Origin of the sequence: Pandoraea pnomenusa (assembly GCF_000767615.3) — a bacterium.
GTDB classification, from domain to species: Bacteria; Pseudomonadota; Gammaproteobacteria; order Burkholderiales; family Burkholderiaceae; genus Pandoraea; species Pandoraea pnomenusa.
On record NZ_CP009553.3, the window covers coordinates 4,666,103 to 4,681,006 of the forward strand.

Genomic DNA, 14,904 nt, shown 5'->3' on the forward strand with positions numbered 1-14,904 from the left:
CTTGCCGCTTACTTCAGCGTGAACGTCGCCTGGCCGACGTTCTGCGAGTCGAGTCCGATCTGCACGTTGAAATCGCCGGGTTCGGCCACGTATTGCAGCTTGGCGTTGTAGAACTTCAGCAGGCCCTCGTCGATGGTGAAGTGCACGGTGCGCGACTCGCCCGGTTTGAGCGCAATCTTCCGGAAACCCTTGAGTTCCTTGACCGGCCGAACGATCGAGGCCGCCACGTCCTGCAAATACAACTGCACCACGGTTTCCCCCTCGCGCTTGCCGGTGTTGCGCACGATCACGCTCGCATCGAGCTTGCCGCCGCGTGCGAGCGTGCCGGCCGACAGGTTGACCTTCGAGACGTCGAATGTGGTGTAGCTCAGGCCGTAACCGAACGCATACAACGGGCCGGAGTCCTCTTCGAAATATTGCGAGGTGTAGTTCGGCGGTTTGCCCGGCGTGAACGGACGGCCGATGCGCAACTGGTTGTAGTACGTGGGAATCTGGCCGATGGAGCGCGGAAACGAGATCGGCAACTTGCCCGACGGGTTGTAGTCGCCAAACAGCACGTCCGCGATCGCATGGCCGCCTTCCGTGCCGGTGTACCAGGTCTCGAGCATGGCGTCGGCGTTGGCCTTGGGCCAGTTCAGATCGAGCGGGCGACCGTTCATGAGCACCACGACCAGCGGCTTGCCGGTGGCCTTGAGCGCCTGCAGCAGCGCCAGTTGGCTGCCCGGCAGCGACAGGCTCGTGCGGCTCGACGCCTCGTGCGACATGCCGCGCGACTCGCCCACGGCAACCACGAGCGTGTCGGCGCCCCTGGCGACCTGCACCGCCTCGTCGATCATCTGCTGCGGGGTGCGCTTGTCCTGCACGACCTCCGGATTGTCCCAGTCGAGGAAGTTGAGGTACTCGACCACGCGCGGGTCGTCGGTAATGTTCGCGCCGCGCGCGTACGTGACCTGAGCATTCGCGCCGAGCGCGTCGCGCACGCCTTGCAGCAGGGTGACCGCCTGCCCCGCCACGCCCGCGGCCGACCAGCTGCCCATGATGTCGATCTTCGCGTCCGCCAGCGGACCGATCACGGCGACCTTGCCCGTCTTCGCGAGCGGCAGCGTGTCGTGCCGGTTTTCGAGCAGCACGATGGACTTGCGCGCGGCGTCGCGCGCGGCATCGCGATGCAGACGACTCTCGGCATTCACATCCTTCGGGTCTTGCGCGGCGGCGCCGATGCGGCGATACGGGTCGGCGAACAGCCCCATGTCGTACTTCGCACCGAGCACCTCCCGCACGGCGCCGTCGATGTCGCGCATCGGCACCTCGCCCGACTTCACGAGATCCGGCAACTGCTTGAGGTACTGCACGTCGGCCATGCTCATGTCCACGCCCGCCTCGATGGCCAGCTTCGCCGCCTCGCGACCGTCCCTGGCCACGCCATGACGCATCAGTTCCTCGATCGCGCCGTGGTCGCTCACCGTCACGCCCTTGAATCCCCATTCGCCGCGCAGCAGATCGCGCAGCAACCATTTGTTGGACGTGGCCGGCGTGCCGTTGATCGAATTGAGCGCGATCATCACGCCCCCCGCACCGGCGTCGATCCCGGCGCGATACGGTGGCAGGTAGTCCTGGTACATGCGCATCGGACTCATGTCGACCACGTTGTAATCGCGCCCGCCCTCCACGGCGCCGTATAGCGCAAAGTGCTTCACGAACGCCATCAGGCTGTCGGGGTTGGCCGGCGACGAGCCCTGAAATCCCTGCACGCTGGCGCGAGCGCTCTGCGAAACCAGATAGGGGTCCTCACCAAACCCCTCCGACGTACGCCCCCAGCGCGGATCGCGCGAGATGTCCACCATCGGTGCGAACGTGGCGTCCAGGCCGTCGGCGCTGGCTTCCTCGGCGGCCACTCGGGCGGCCTGTTTCACGACCGACATGTCCCAGCTCGACGCCAGGCCCAGGCTGATCGGGAACACGGTGCGGTGACCGTGCACGATGTCGTAGGCGAAGAAGATCGGAATCTTCAGGCGGCTGCGCTTGACGGCAGCGTCCTGCAGCGGACGGTTGTCGGCCCGCGTGACCGAGTTGAAGGTTCCCCCCACACGGCCCGCGGCGATCTCCTCCATGAGCTTCGGCGCCGGCATGTCGGCCCCGATGCTGATCAATCGCAGTTGCCCGATCTTCTCGTCGAGCGTCATGCGCCGGATGAGGTTGTCGATGAAGGCCTGCTTGGCGGATGCGGAGGGCATGGCCACGGCCGGTTTGCCGTTGCCCGCGCCATCGGTGGCGGCGAAGGCCGAAGCGGCGCTCAGACAGGCGAGGCTGGCGGCGACGGCCAGTGCAGAGAACATTCTCATGGGATAGCGATCCAATGTGGCGCGACGACGGGCATGGAAAATACGGCTTGTTTCGACCGGCCTGCCCCGCCGTCATGTCGATTGGTGCCGAGCACGCGGGCATTCGCCAGGTGAACGACGCGAAATGCGATACTTTGCCACAATGCGTCGGGGGCGCTTGCGGAATTCGCGCGCCAAAAGTGCAACAAACCGTATCTCACACCTGCTGCGTCCCCTCATTTTTGGAGAGATTTGTGGTTTCGCTTTCAGTTGCTCCTCTCGCTGCATCGTGGCATCGACGCGTGCGCGCCCTGGCCCCCGCACTCGTGGCGGGCGTCGCCCTGCTGGGCGCCGCGCATGCCAACGCCTTTTCCCTGGACGACGTCACCGCTCGCGCCAGGGCGCTCGCCGACAAACCCTACGCCGCGCCGGTGAGCAACCTCACCCCCGCCTTCGCGAAGATGCAGTTTGGGGATTACATCAAGATCCAGCCGCGGCGCGACGCGTTCGAATGGAACGATCAGCCCACGGCGTTCAAGCTCGGCTTCTATCATCAGGGCATGCAGTTCAGCACGCCCGTGAAGATCAACGAAATCGTCGGCAGCGGCGGCAACGCGAAAATCGACGAAATCAAGTACGACAGTCATCGCTTCGACTTCGGCGACCTCAAGCTCGACCGCAGTGCCACGCAGAATCTCGGCTATGCCGGCTTTCGCGTGCTGTATCCGATCAACGAACCCGGCAAGCTCGACGAAATCATGAGTGTGCTTGGCGCGAGCTACTTCCGCGTGATCGGCAAGGGCCAGGTCTACGGTCTGTCGGCGCGCGGCCTGGCGATCGACACGGGCCTGCCGATCGCGGAGGAATTCCCGGCGTTTCGCGAGTTCTGGATCGAACGCCCGAACGCGGGCGACAAACACCTGGTCTTCTACGCCCTGCTCGACTCGAAGCGCGCCACGGGCGCCTATCGCTTCGATCTCACGCCCGGCGAGGACTCGGTGCTGCAAGTGCAGGCGCGCGTGTTCATGCGCGACAAGGTGACCAAGCTGGGCATCGCACCGCTCACCAGCATGTTCCTCTTCGGACCGAACCAGCAGCGCGATCCTTACAACTTCCGTCCGGCGCTGCACGACTCGAACGGCCTGGCGATTCACGCGGGCAACGGCGAATGGATCTGGCGCCCGCTGAACAATCCGCGCAATCTCGCCATCAGCCAGTTCCAGGTGACGAATCCGCGCGGCTTCGGCCTGCTCCAGCGCGGACGCGACTTCTCTAAATTCGAAGACCTGAAGGACCGCTACGACCTGCGCCCGAGCGCGTGGATCGAGCCGCAAGGCGACTGGGGCAAGGGGCACGTCGAACTCGTGGAGATTCCGTCGCCCGACGAAACCAACGACAACATCGCCGCGTTCTGGACGCCCGATCAGTTGCCGCCCAAGGGCACGCCGCTCAAGGCCGACTATTCGATTCGCTGGACCATGAACGAGCGCGGCATCATCGACCGACAACTGGCATGGGTGAAGCAGACGCTGCGCACCGCCGGCGAGATTACGCAAGCCAATCTCATCCGACACTTTGACGGCAGCACCGGCCTCATCGTGGACTTCGACGGCGGTCCGCTGGCGTCGCTGCCGGCCGGATCGGTCACCCCCCAGGTGAGCGTGAGCGACAACGCCACGATCCTCGAGCAGACGCTGCAGCCCAACCCCGTGACACACGGCCTGCGCCTGAACCTGCGCGTGATGGTCAAGGATCCGGCCAAGGTCACCGAGTTGCGTGCCGCACTGATCTCCGGCGGCAAGGCCGTCAGCGAGACATGGAGTTATCAACTCCCGCCCTATTCGGTTGCCAAGCAATAAGTTGCACCCCTGCCTGAAGCGTGCGGCGGCGTTCGGTCGCCGCACACCCTCTTCCTCACGCCGGAATCCCCCCAATTAAACAGTCACTTACGTGACGTGTTTTCTCATGTAAAACCCTAGCACCCGCAATTTGCGCTTGCAGTCGACGATCATTTCGCGTTTACTGCATGCACAATATTGCATAAATAACCCCCTTCCAACCGGAAAGCGGAGGTGGGTTTCATGGGACGCGGCCGCAGAGCCCGCCCGTGAGGCTCGGCCAAGTGCCGCCGGTGTCGGTCAAGACATCCCAAGACTCTCCGCGTTTCGACGGAGGGCGGATACGTTATGGAGACTCCGCATGCGACACATCGACGTACATCATCTGGCCGACGAAGCGCGCTTCAACGGCTATCACGGCCGCATTCTGCTCTGGTGCGCGCTCATCATCATCTTTGACGGCTATGACCTCGCGGTCGCTGGCATTGCCTTGCCGTCGATCATGAAGGCGATGAACGTCGACGCCACGAGTGCCGGCTTCATGGTCAGCTCGGCGCTGTTCGGCATGATGTTCGGTGCCATCGTCATGGGCATGGTCGCGGACAGCATCGGGCGACGCAAAGCCATTGCGATCTGCGTGCTGATGTTCTCGCTCTTCACTGCGGCGGCCGGCCTCACACACGAGCCAATCAGCTTCTCCGTCACCCGTTTTTTCGCCGGTGTCGGCATCGGCGGCGTGATGCCGATCGTGGTCGCCCAGATGACGGAGTACTCGCCGCGCAAGCTGCGCGGCACGCTCGTCACGCTGATGTTCTCGGGCTATTCGGTCGGCGGCATGCTCGCCGCACTGCTGGGCAAGGGATTGATCGAGTCGTACGGATGGCAATCCGTCTTCTTCGCGGCCGCATTGCCGGCACTGCTCGTGCCGTTTGCGATGAAGGCGTTACCGGAGTCGATGCCGTTCCTGATTCGCACCGGTCGCCACGACGCCCTTAAGCAGGTGCTCGCCCGACTCGCACCCACCTACGCCGCGCAGCCCGGCGACCAGTTCGCCCTGCCCGCAACGGATCGCAAACAGGCCGCGCCGCTTTCACGCCTGTTCCAGGACGGCCGCGGCTTCAGCACGGTCATGCTGTGGGTGGCCTTCTTCATGTGCCTGTTCATGGTGTATGCGCTCAGTTCGTGGCTCACCAAGCTCATGGCGAGCGCGGGCTACAGTCTCGGCTCCGCACTCACCTTCGTGCTGGTACTGAACTTCGGCGCGATGCTCGGTGCCATTGGCGGTGGGTGGCTCGCCGACCGCTTCAACATCAAATACGTGCTCGTCGGCATGTACGCCCTCGCTGCCGTGTCGATCACCCTGCTTGGGGTGAAGGTGCCCACACCGGTGCTGTTCGTGCTGGTCGGGCTGGCCGGGGCATCGACCATCGGCACGCAGATCGTCACCTATGCCTACGCCGGTCAGTTCTATCCGATGGCCGCGCGCGGCACCGGCATCGGCTGGGCCTCGGGCGTGGGACGCAGCGGCGCCATTCTTGCGCCCATCGTGATCGGTGTGCTGGTGAGCATGTCGCTGCCGTTGCAGCAAAACTTTATGGCGATCGCCATTCCGGCGGTCGTCGCCGTGATCGCCGTGTTGCTCATCGACCACAAGAAGTCGGCCACGGTACAGCAGCAGGCAGCGGCGCAATCACGCGACACCCCGGCGCAATTCGCCAATGGCGCGGGAGAACCGGCGTGATCTCGCGCGTCAAGACCGTCTGAATCCGTAAGCGCAGTAGCGATCGCACGGCGGCGCAAAGGGGGCGCCGCCGTGAGAGAATTCGCGCCGCGGCCGTCATGGGAAAGACGGCGGCTTTCGGTGAAGCGATGCGTCGGGGCGGGGGCAGACCGACATCGCCTGATGCGTGCGCGACACACGAAAAATCATTCAACCCGAGCGCCTCAGGCGCCGTTAACCAGATATCCGTCCCAACGGACCGTCTGGAGATCCTCCCCTATGCCGCGCATTGCTCTGCTGAGTTCTCTCGTGCTGGCTGCCGTCAGCGCATCGGCCTTCGCCGGCCAACCGAATGACGCCACCGTCGTTCGACTCTCCACCCGTCAAGTCGCGACCAGCACCGCCGTGTTCGGCGGCGCGCCCGTCGCCACCCTCGGCAACGACGCCTTGCGCAATGCCCACGGCAACTTCGGTGCGAACGTGGCCGCCGGTGCGCTCAATATGCAGTCGAACCAGCTCGTGCTGGCAACCGCATCGCATGTGAGCGTCGACACCCGTCAGACGATTCGCAACGCGGCGAGCGTGACGGGCGCGACCAGCGCATCGCTCGGCGAGCGCGCGTTGATGGGCGCATCGGGCAATATCGGGGTGAACGTGGTGGCAGGCGTCGCCAACGCTCAGGCCAACGCACTGGCGATTCACTGAGCGCCACCCCGCGCCAGGTCGATTCCGAGATCGGCCGGGAAGCGGTTCTGCAAGTTGGAGAGCCAGCGCGCGACGATTTTCAATTCGGCTTCGGTGAAGTCGTCGTGCAGCAACGCGTTGAGCTCGGCGAGAATGTCGCGGGCGCGGGCCACCGCCTTGTGCCCCGCTGCCGTGATCCGCAATCGGGTGGCACGCCCGTCCTCCGCGTCGGCGCGTCGCGCCAGCAGCCCGGCGCCGACCATGCGATTGGCCAGCCCCGTCATCGACGACGGCGACAGTTGCAATGCCGCCCCCACTTCCCCCACCAGGGCATCTTCGTGACGCAGCAGGTAGAACAGCACGCCTGCCTGCGCGGCGCTCACGCTGGCTGAGTCGCCTGCGCGGGCATCGATCCACCGTTGCACGCGGCGCTGACCAACGGTGAGCAGGAAGTACAGCCGGCGATCGGCAGCCTCCTCACTGACTTTGCCCTTGCCGGGATCTCCGGCGCTCACGGCGCTCACGGCGCTCACGGCGCTCACGGCGCTCACGGCGCTCATGGCGCTCATGGCGCGCTCAGCAGGGGCGGCGGAAGGTTGGCGTTTTGGCATTCGGTCTGGTCGGATCGTGGTGATTTCATTGTGGCGGCAGGTCGCATCGCCGCAGCCGGGTCGGCCGACGTGGGTGACCACGAAGTCCCCGGCATGCCGGCGTGGGGTGGGCTCACCCGGGTTTGCGCCGACCCCGCCGACAACAACCAGTCGATGGTTTCGGGCCAAAGGAACCCGCCGGAATGTTGCCTGAAGTATCCCATATGCCCGATCGATCCGGAATCCGAACGAACCGCCGAGATTTCGCGGCGCGTCACGGGCGCATTCCGGAACCGCGACACCAGCAGTTCGATGCCCATCGGCGTGGCCCAGAGATCGTCGTCGAAACCGAGCGACAGGATCGGCGTGCGCACGCGAGCAAAGCGCGCATCCGCGTCTAACGTCGGGTCGTCGAAAAAATAGTTCGGCAGGCGGGTCCAGCGACTCCACTCGAGCAGAACCCCTGCGGGCAGGTCCTCACCGATACCCAACTTGCTGCCCGGCATGTACCCGGCAAGGCGTGCGAGCAGTGGCGCGATCCAGTGCATCAGGAGCGTGATGCGTCGTCGCTCGGGGCGATGACTCACCACGCGCATCGCCCCGACATGCGACGCGACCTGTACCGCGGCGACCAGCCGGTTCGAACTCTCGCACAACCCGATCGCGTGGCCGCCGAAACTATGGCCGACCGCGTAGCAAGGCAACGACGGATAGGCCGATGTCGCCCAGCGTGTCACGCCTTCCACGTCCAGATCGGCCCAATCGCGCATACGCGCCCGAAAGCCGCGCAGTCTGGGCGGTCGCGATCCGTCGACGCCACGATAACTGTAAGTGACGGCGATCAGGCCCCGCCGCGCGATGTGTTGCGCGAACGCGAAGTAGAGGCGCTCGGGAACGGCGGTAGCCGGATGCACGAGCACGACGCCAAGGGCTGGTAACGATTCGGGATACCAGACGTGGCCCCCCCAGCGGATACCCGTCGACCGCTGGAATTTCGACGGCAAACGACGACATGACACAACTCCCCGGCGCTCGCCCTCCCAAAGGAAGATGCACGGCACCTGTCGGTTAGACAGTTTCGGAATTTATTTCGTACGCGAAGTATATTCGCAAATTTATTTCGCGCACGAAATAAATTAGAGGCGCGCTACGAGCGCGGGGAAGCGAGGGTGGATGGCGTGGCGCTCAGGGCGGGTCGACCCGTCCCGGCGCGCCACGCATGGGTTCGCGTTCGAGGCCTGATGCCTATCGAACACCGTCCAGACACGCCGGCAAGAGGGCCGCCCGCGCGCGCCGCGCGAAAGCAGGCCAGCGGCAGGCTTTGGCATCCGGACCGTCAGTGCATTCGGGAACGGAAAGCGTCACGCGCCGGGCGGGCTCGTCGAGCGAGAGCGTGGTGAGATGGCGCATCTGATGCATCGACTGGTAGACGAACTCGACCCGCACGAACGGCTCGCCCGCCGGGCTACGCCACAGACTGAAGACGAGCGCGCCGTCGGGCGGCGTGTTGTCGGGCTGATCGGGCAACTGCCAGTCGAGCTTGAGCATGCCAGCCAGATTGGCGACGTTCGTGTCATGACCGGTGAGCACGTAGACGCGATTGCCCACCGGCAACACCGGTCCACGGACCGGCGCGGGCGGCGGCGCCCCCGTTTGCTGCTCGGCGCGCGTCAGGGCGTCGAGTACCACGGCAAGCAACGGCGTGCCGTTGGTGGCCGCGAGATAAGGCGTGCGATTGAGCAGGTCCCGTCGTGCATTGCGGGCTTCGAACAGGAGCGCCCAGTCCTTTTCGTCGCGAATCCGTCCCCACGCCACGTCGTTGTCGGGCAAGCCCTCCGCATATTGCAGCAGGAAGACTTCCGCAGCCGTCGCGGCACTGCCCAGCGCGCCGCGCAGCGTCACGCCGCTGCCGTCGCCCTCCACGCGCAGCCGGGTCGGCTCGTCTTCGAGCTTGCATCCGCTTTGCGCACCGCACGCCGGACTCCGTCCGTAGTCGAGCACTTCGCTCATGCGGGCGAGCGTCGCGGCATAGCGCTTGTTGAGCCCGGAAACGCCGTCGGGTGCGAGCCGCGCCTCGATCGCGCCGCGCGCCGCCCCCGGATCCAGCGGGCAATCGCCCGCGGCCATCGGCGAGAAGACCGCGTCGTAGGTCGTGAGATCCGCCTGGTGCGCCGTACGCATCTCGCATCCCGGCGCCATGCCCTGCAGCAGCGCGTTGCCCGTCTCGCGCGTGCGCTGGTCGATGTCCGCCCATCCGTACACCGTGCCCGGTGCGGGGCAAGCGTTGTCGGGCAACACACGACGTGCGCGCAACCAGTCGCCGTAGTACCGGCCCATGCGCTCGGCCAGCGAGCCGCCGCGCGCCGTCAGGTAGCCGGCAGGCACGGGCCAGCCCGGCCAGGCATCAGGCGTCAGTTTGTCCAGCGGAGGATGCGCGTGCGTTGGCGAGCGCACGCCGTGCCGGCTCACGATCACCGTCGAAACCAGGGTCCAGTCGGCGGGCATGCCGTCGATGCGCGCGGCCGACTCCGGCGGCTTCGCCGCCCCCGGCGCGGGCGGCGTGGCCGTCGTGCAAGCACTCAGTACGCCGGCCACGGCAAGCGTCGCCGCGCAAGCCCGCCATCGCATGCCGCGTCGCCCAGGTCGAACGTGTTGCGCGGGCAACAGAGGCGTCAGGCACGCTCGCATGGCGAGCGCGGCGATGCGGGAGCGAACGGTTCTACAGGTCATCACGCGGAGCATGGCAAATGTCATGGGCAGGTCGGGGTGACAGAGACGGCGGGAGACGGCGGGAGACGCCGGGAGACGCCGGGATACGGCATCGACATCCATCTTACCGTGCGCGTCCGACATCCCCAAGACGAGGCGCCGCCGGGGCGCTAACGCATCGCGCGGCGCGCACCGGCGAGTCCATGCGTGCACGGCGCCGGATACGCCCGTAATCGCGCAGCTCATGCAGCTTATGCGGCTTGCGAGGTAGCCGCCGGTGCGCGACCGATCGCGCCGAAGCGCCACGACAATCGGTGTGCCGCGGCCACGAGCGCCTGCGCGGGCGCGGCGTCGGACGCCGTGTCAAAGCTGCCCGCCGACCCCATGAGCGCCAGCACCAGCGTGACTTCCCCCGTATGGTCGAACACCGGCACGGCCACCGTATCGATACCGGGCACGGGATTGCTCAGCGCCGTGTCGAACTGCTGCTCGCGAATCGTTCGAAGGCGGGCGGCATAGTCCGAAGGCGGCGTCGATGCGCGCCCTTCCGCCCCCATGCCAGCCATTCGCACGGGTTCCTGCGCGAGCATGCCGTCCAGCACCGCCTCGGGCAGGAAAGCGGCGAACGTGCGTCCAATCGCGGTGTTCACCAGCGAAAGCACCGTGCCGATGCGCAAACTCACGTGCTGCGGTCGCATCGCCTCCTCCAGGCGGACCACGGTCGGTCCCACGGGGCCGAGTACCGACATCGCCGCCGAGAGGCCGGTCGCCTGCGCGAGCGCGAGGATTTCCGGCTCCGCCTCTCCCGTCGGGGAAAGCCGTTGCAGCGCCATCAGCCCAAGCTCCAGGCCGAGGACACCCGCCTCGAAATTGCCGTTCGCGTCGCGCGCGAGCAGGCCCGCGCGCTGGAGACTCACAAGGTGGGGATGGGCCTTTGCCGGCGCCATGCCCGCTTCGCGCGCAAGTGCGTTCAATGGCAGCGAGCGCCCCGCGCTCACCAGCGCCTCGAGCAATGCGCCGGTACTCTCGAGCGCCTGTATGCCGCGCTGCGGCCTGGCCGTGGTGCCCGCGTCGTCCGGCATCATCCCGGCTGCCGTCGCGTCTTCGGTGCGATGTCGCGTCGCGCTCATGCGTGCTCTCCTTCCCTGCCGCGGCCTTCGTCCGCATTCACCTGCGCGGCGATGCCGCTCGCCGTCGCTCGCAACGCGGTAGCGGCCTCGCCCTCCCAAGCCACGTCGAGCGCCGCCGTCGGGCCGATGGCGGTGAGCCCAAGGCGCAGGCGCCCGCTCGCATCGAACACCGGCGCGCACAGACTGCTCACCGACGGGCTCGGCGTGTTCACGCTGCGCGCCATCCCGTGCCTGCGCGTTTCATCGAGCAACGCGTCGAATCGCGCACGCTCGTCGGCAACGGCCGGCATCTGTTCGCGCCAGGCCCGCGGCCATTGCGCGTCGGGGGTGAAGGCACAGAACGCGCGCCCGGTCGACGTGGTCGTGAGCGACATCACCGACCCCACATGCAGGTTCACATGCAACGGGAATGCCGCCCGCTCGAAATGAACCACGAGCGGGCCTTGCGGCGCCGGCGCGCAGATCGCCACGCAGAAGCCGGTCTCGCGCGCCAGCGCGACGACGCGCGGCACTGCCGCCCGATATGCCGGATCGTTTTCGAGATGCAGCAGTGCAAGACGCAACGTCATGGGGCCCGGCGCGTAGTCCCCCGACATCGGGTCGCGCTTGAGCAGGCCCAGCCGCGTCAGACTCACCAGATACGGATGCGCCTGGGCGGGTGGCAGTCCCGCGAGCGCGGCCAGGTCCCCCGGCCCAAGCGGCCGGCGCGCCTGCGCCATCGCCTGGAGCACACGCGCGGCGACATCCACGCTCTGCACGCCGCGCGAGGCCCGGCCCGGTTGGCCACCCACGTCGGCAGCGCCGTCCTTCGGAATTCGGTTCATGCGATTTCGGGAGACAGGCTCCCCAATGAAAATGGCCTAGATTCTAAACATGTCGGCGTCGCGCCGGTTGCGCCAACCCGGTATTGCCGCAGGGTAAACCCGGCACCTCGACCCGCACAAAACACGCGTCGATCAATCCCGTCGCAACATTAGCAAATAACAATAAGATTTGTCATTGACAAATAATTAAGGCGTTTCGTAAGATGCCTTCATCCGCAGCATCCTTCCCCGCAGACGAGATAAAGAGAGAGACAAGCATGGCCAAAGCATTCGCCTCGCAAGCCGACCTGGAAGCCAAGAAGGTCACGTTCACCCAATTGTCGGAAAACGCCTGGGCCTACACCGCCGAGGGCGATCCGAACTCCGGCGTCATCATCGGCGACGACGGTGTGATGATCGTCGACACCACGGCTACGCCGGCCATGGCGCAAGACCTGATCGCGAAGATCCGCACGATTACCGACAAGCCGATCAAGTATGTGGTGCTCTCGCACTACCACGCCGTGCGCGTGCTGGGTGCGTCCGCCTACTTCGCCGAAGGCGCCCAGCAGATCATCGCGAGCCGCGGCACCTACGAGATGATCGTCGAGCGCGGCGAGGCCGACATGAAGTCGGAGATCGAGCGCTTCCCGCGTCTGTTCGCCGGCGTGGAAACGGTGCCCGGCCTCACGTGGCCGACGCTCGTCTTCGACAAGGAAATCACGCTGTTCCTCGGCAAGCTCGAAGTGAAGATCGCGCACCTCGGCTCGGGTCACACGAAGGGCGATACCGTGGTGTGGCTGCCGTCGCAGAAAGTGCTGTTCTCGGGCGACCTCGTCGAGTACGACGCCGCCTGCTACACCGGCGACGCGCAGCTCGCCGAATGGCCTGCCACGCTCGATGCGCTCGCGGCCCTGGGCGCGGAGAAGCTCGTGCCCGGACGCGGCCCCGCCCTGACCACGCCGGACGAAGTCGCCAAGGGCCTCGCCTACACCAAGGACTTCGTGACGACGCTGTTCGAAGCGGGCAAACAGGCCGTCGAACAGAAGCTCGACCTGAAGGGCGCCATGGCACTCACGCGCAGCCAGATGGATCCGAAGTTTGGCCACGTGTTCATTTACGAACACTGCCTGCCGTTCGACGTGACGCGCGCGTTCGACGAGGCCAGCGGCATTACGCACCCGCGCATCTGGACGGCGCAGCGCGACAAGGAAATGTGGGCCGCGCTGCAGGACTGAGCGCGACACGTCGTTCCCGGGTGCGGCAGTCATTGCGGCACCCGTTGCAAATCGCAATAACAATAAACGGAACCCGCCGGCGCCCGAGCGCCGGCGCGGTGTCGACGATGGAGACATTGCATGAGCAGCATCGATTACCAGCGCCTGACGTTCGACTATCGCCCGTGCGCGGACCAGAGCAATAGCGGCGCGCAGGTCACGCATCCGGTCATCGTGGTCGGCGCAGGCCCGATCGGGCTGGCCACCGCCATCGACCTCGCGCAGCAGGGCGTGTCCGTGGTCGTCCTCGACGACGACTGCACGCTGTCCACCGGCTCGCGCGCCATCTGTTTCGCCAAGCGCACGCTCGACATCTTCGATCGTCTGGGCTGCGGCGAGCGCATGGTGCAAAAGGGCGTGCGCTGGAACGTCGGTCGTGTGTTCCTGCGCGATCAGGAGGTCTACAACTTCGATCTGCTGCCCGAGGCCGGCCACCATCGTCCCGCCTTCATCAACCTTCAGCAGTATTACGTGGAGGGTTACCTGTTCGATCGCGCGCGCGAGTTGCCCAACATCGAGATTCGCTGGAAGAACAAGGTCGTCGGTCTCGAGCAGCAAGGCACGCCGGGCACGCCTGACGCGCGCGTGACGCTCACGGTCGAGACGCCCGACGGCGAATACCGGACGACGGCGCGCTACGTGGTCGCCGCCGACGGCTCGCGCAGTCCCGTGCGCAAGCTCATCGGCGTGGACAGCCACGGCCGCACGTTCAAGGACCGCTTCCTCATCGCCGACGTGAAGATGACGGCCGACTTCCCGACCGAGCGCTGGTTCTGGTTCGATCCGCCGTTCCATCCGAATCAATCGGTGTTGCTGCATCGCCAGCCGGACGACGTCTGGCGCATCGACTTCCAACTGGGTTGGGACGCCGATCCCGTCGCGGAAAAGGCCCCCGAGCGGGTGATCCCGCGCGTGCAGGCGCTGCTCGGCCCGAACGCCAAGTTCACGCTCGAGTGGGTCAGCGTGTACACGTTCTCGTGCCTGCGCATGGACGACTTCCGTCACGGCCATGTGCTGTTTGCCGGCGACTCGGCGCACGGGGTGTCGCCGTTCGGTGCGCGCGGCGCGAACAGCGGTGTGCAGGATGCCGAGAATCTCGCATGGAAGCTCGCCCTGGTGCTCGCCGGCCACGCGCCCGATGCCCTGCTCGACACTTACGCGCGCGAGCGGGAATACGCGGCCGACGAGAACATTCGCAATTCGACGCGCTCCACCGATTTCATCACACCGAAGAGTCCCGTGTCCCGGGTATTCCGCGACGCCGTGCTCACGCTCGCTCGCGATCACGCCTTCGCGCGCCAGTTGGTCAACAGCGGTCGCCTGTCGGTGCCCGCCGTGTTGCACGACTCCACGCTCAACACCGCCGAATGCGATGCGTTCGCCGCACGCATGGTGCCGGGCACGGCCTGCGTCGATGCACCGCTCTCGCGTCAGGGGCGGGACGGCTGGCTGCTGCCGCGCCTGGGCGGGCGCTTCGTCGCGCTCGTGTTCGGTGCGCCGTCATCGCTCGACGCGTCCGCCCTCGCCGCGTTGGACGCGCTCGCCCGCGACAGCGTGCCGGTCGTGCCGGTATTCGTCACGCCCGACGCCGAAGCCGCCGAGGACACGCACGACGAATACAGTGTCTGGCACGACGCCCAGGGGCTGGCCGCCCAGCGCTACGATGCGGCGCCCGGTACGGTCTACCTGATTCGCCCGGACCAGCATGTGTGCGCCCGTTGGCGCAATGTCGACGCCGCAGCGATCGCCGCCGCGCGCGAACGCGCCATCGGCCGTACGGCCCCGGAGCTCGCGCCAATGCAATGCGCGGCCTGATGCCGCGCCTTCGGTCA

11 protein-coding genes are annotated in these 14,904 nt (G+C 66.3%); 5 read left to right on the plus strand and 6 right to left on the minus strand.

Translation table 11 applies throughout. The annotated features are described in order from the left end of the window. Window positions 1-8 precede the first annotated feature (8 nt). Complete coding sequence (gene bglX, locus LV28_RS44875; protein ID WP_038619748.1) at window positions 9-2,336, minus strand: beta-glucosidase BglX; 2,328 nt, start codon at window positions 2,334-2,336, stop codon at window positions 9-11. Window positions 2,337-2,632: 296 nt separating this feature from the next. On the opposite strand from bglX, the gene LV28_RS44880 reads away from it, so the two are divergent. From LV28_RS44880 to LV28_RS44890, 3 genes are all read left to right on the plus strand, one after another. Beyond that, window positions 2,633-4,180: a glucan biosynthesis protein G gene (locus tag LV28_RS44880; protein ID WP_028730977.1), complete on the plus strand. Its 1,548-nt coding sequence runs from the start codon at window positions 2,633-2,635 to the stop codon at window positions 4,178-4,180. Window positions 4,181-4,520: 340 nt separating this feature from the next. Beyond that, window positions 4,521-5,900, plus strand: a complete 1,380-nt coding sequence (locus LV28_RS44885; protein ID WP_023873074.1) for an MFS transporter — start codon at window positions 4,521-4,523, stop codon at window positions 5,898-5,900. Between the two features lie 258 nt (window positions 5,901-6,158). Next, complete coding sequence (locus LV28_RS44890) at window positions 6,159-6,584, plus strand: FapB/FapC family functional amyloid domain-containing protein (protein WP_023873072.1); 426 nt, start codon at window positions 6,159-6,161, stop codon at window positions 6,582-6,584. Here LV28_RS44890 and LV28_RS44895 read toward each other — a convergent pair. From LV28_RS44895 to LV28_RS44915, 5 genes are all read right to left on the minus strand, one after another. Beyond that, window positions 6,578-7,132 (minus strand): MarR family winged helix-turn-helix transcriptional regulator, encoded by a 555-nt coding sequence (locus LV28_RS44895; protein WP_306629749.1) that lies wholly within the window; start codon window positions 7,130-7,132, stop codon window positions 6,578-6,580. The genes LV28_RS44890 and LV28_RS44895 overlap by 7 nt on opposite strands. Next, a complete protein-coding gene (locus tag LV28_RS44900) occupies window positions 7,129-8,067 on the minus strand; it encodes an alpha/beta hydrolase family protein (protein ID WP_176582411.1) in 939 nt (312 codons plus the stop codon). Before LV28_RS44900 ends, LV28_RS44895 begins: the two co-directional genes overlap by 4 nt. Before the next feature lie 331 nt (window positions 8,068-8,398). After that, window positions 8,399-9,781, minus strand: a complete 1,383-nt coding sequence (locus tag LV28_RS44905; protein ID WP_048806519.1) for a histidine-type phosphatase — start codon at window positions 9,779-9,781, stop codon at window positions 8,399-8,401. A 332-nt stretch (window positions 9,782-10,113) separates the two neighbouring features. Next, window positions 10,114-10,947, minus strand: a complete 834-nt coding sequence (locus tag LV28_RS44910; RefSeq protein ID WP_038622031.1) for an IclR family transcriptional regulator — start codon at window positions 10,945-10,947, stop codon at window positions 10,114-10,116. Window positions 10,948-10,988: 41 nt separating this feature from the next. After that, window positions 10,989-11,816 (minus strand): IclR family transcriptional regulator, encoded by an 828-nt coding sequence (locus LV28_RS44915; RefSeq protein ID WP_023597618.1) that lies wholly within the window; start codon window positions 11,814-11,816, stop codon window positions 10,989-10,991. A gap of 257 nt (window positions 11,817-12,073) precedes the next feature. Here LV28_RS44915 and LV28_RS44920 point away from each other — a divergent pair, with 257 nt between their 5' ends. Continuing rightward, on the plus strand, window positions 12,074-13,033 hold the full coding sequence (locus LV28_RS44920; protein WP_023597619.1) for an MBL fold metallo-hydrolase: 960 nt from the start codon (window positions 12,074-12,076) through the stop codon (window positions 13,031-13,033). A gap of 120 nt (window positions 13,034-13,153) precedes the next feature. Next, window positions 13,154-14,887, plus strand: a complete 1,734-nt coding sequence (locus LV28_RS44925) for an FAD-dependent oxidoreductase (RefSeq protein ID WP_038619742.1) — start codon at window positions 13,154-13,156, stop codon at window positions 14,885-14,887. The last annotated feature ends 17 nt before the right edge of the window (window positions 14,888-14,904 follow it).

Bases quoted from the DNA above. Each gene is read 5' to 3' on its own strand.
- LV28_RS44895 (WP_306629749.1), bottom strand. From the start codon at position 7,132: ATGAGCGCCATGAGCGCCGTGAGCGCCGTGAGCGCCGTGAGCGCCGTG.
- LV28_RS44915 (WP_023597618.1), bottom strand. From the start codon at position 11,816: ATGAACCGAATTCCGAAGGACGGCGCTGCCGACGTGGGTGGCCAACCG.
- bglX (WP_038619748.1), bottom strand. From the start codon at position 2,336: ATGTTCTCTGCACTGGCCGTCGCCGCCAGCCTCGCCTGTCTGAGCGCC.
- LV28_RS44920 (WP_023597619.1), top strand. From the start codon at position 12,074: ATGGCCAAAGCATTCGCCTCGCAAGCCGACCTGGAAGCCAAGAAGGTC.
- LV28_RS44890 (WP_023873072.1), top strand. From the start codon at position 6,159: ATGCCGCGCATTGCTCTGCTGAGTTCTCTCGTGCTGGCTGCCGTCAGC.
- LV28_RS44925 (WP_038619742.1), top strand. From the start codon at position 13,154: ATGAGCAGCATCGATTACCAGCGCCTGACGTTCGACTATCGCCCGTGC.
- LV28_RS44885 (WP_023873074.1), top strand. From the start codon at position 4,521: ATGCGACACATCGACGTACATCATCTGGCCGACGAAGCGCGCTTCAAC.
- LV28_RS44910 (WP_038622031.1), bottom strand. From the start codon at position 10,947: ATGATGCCGGACGACGCGGGCACCACGGCCAGGCCGCAGCGCGGCATA.
- LV28_RS44905 (WP_048806519.1), bottom strand. From the start codon at position 9,781: ATGCGATGGCGGGCTTGCGCGGCGACGCTTGCCGTGGCCGGCGTACTG.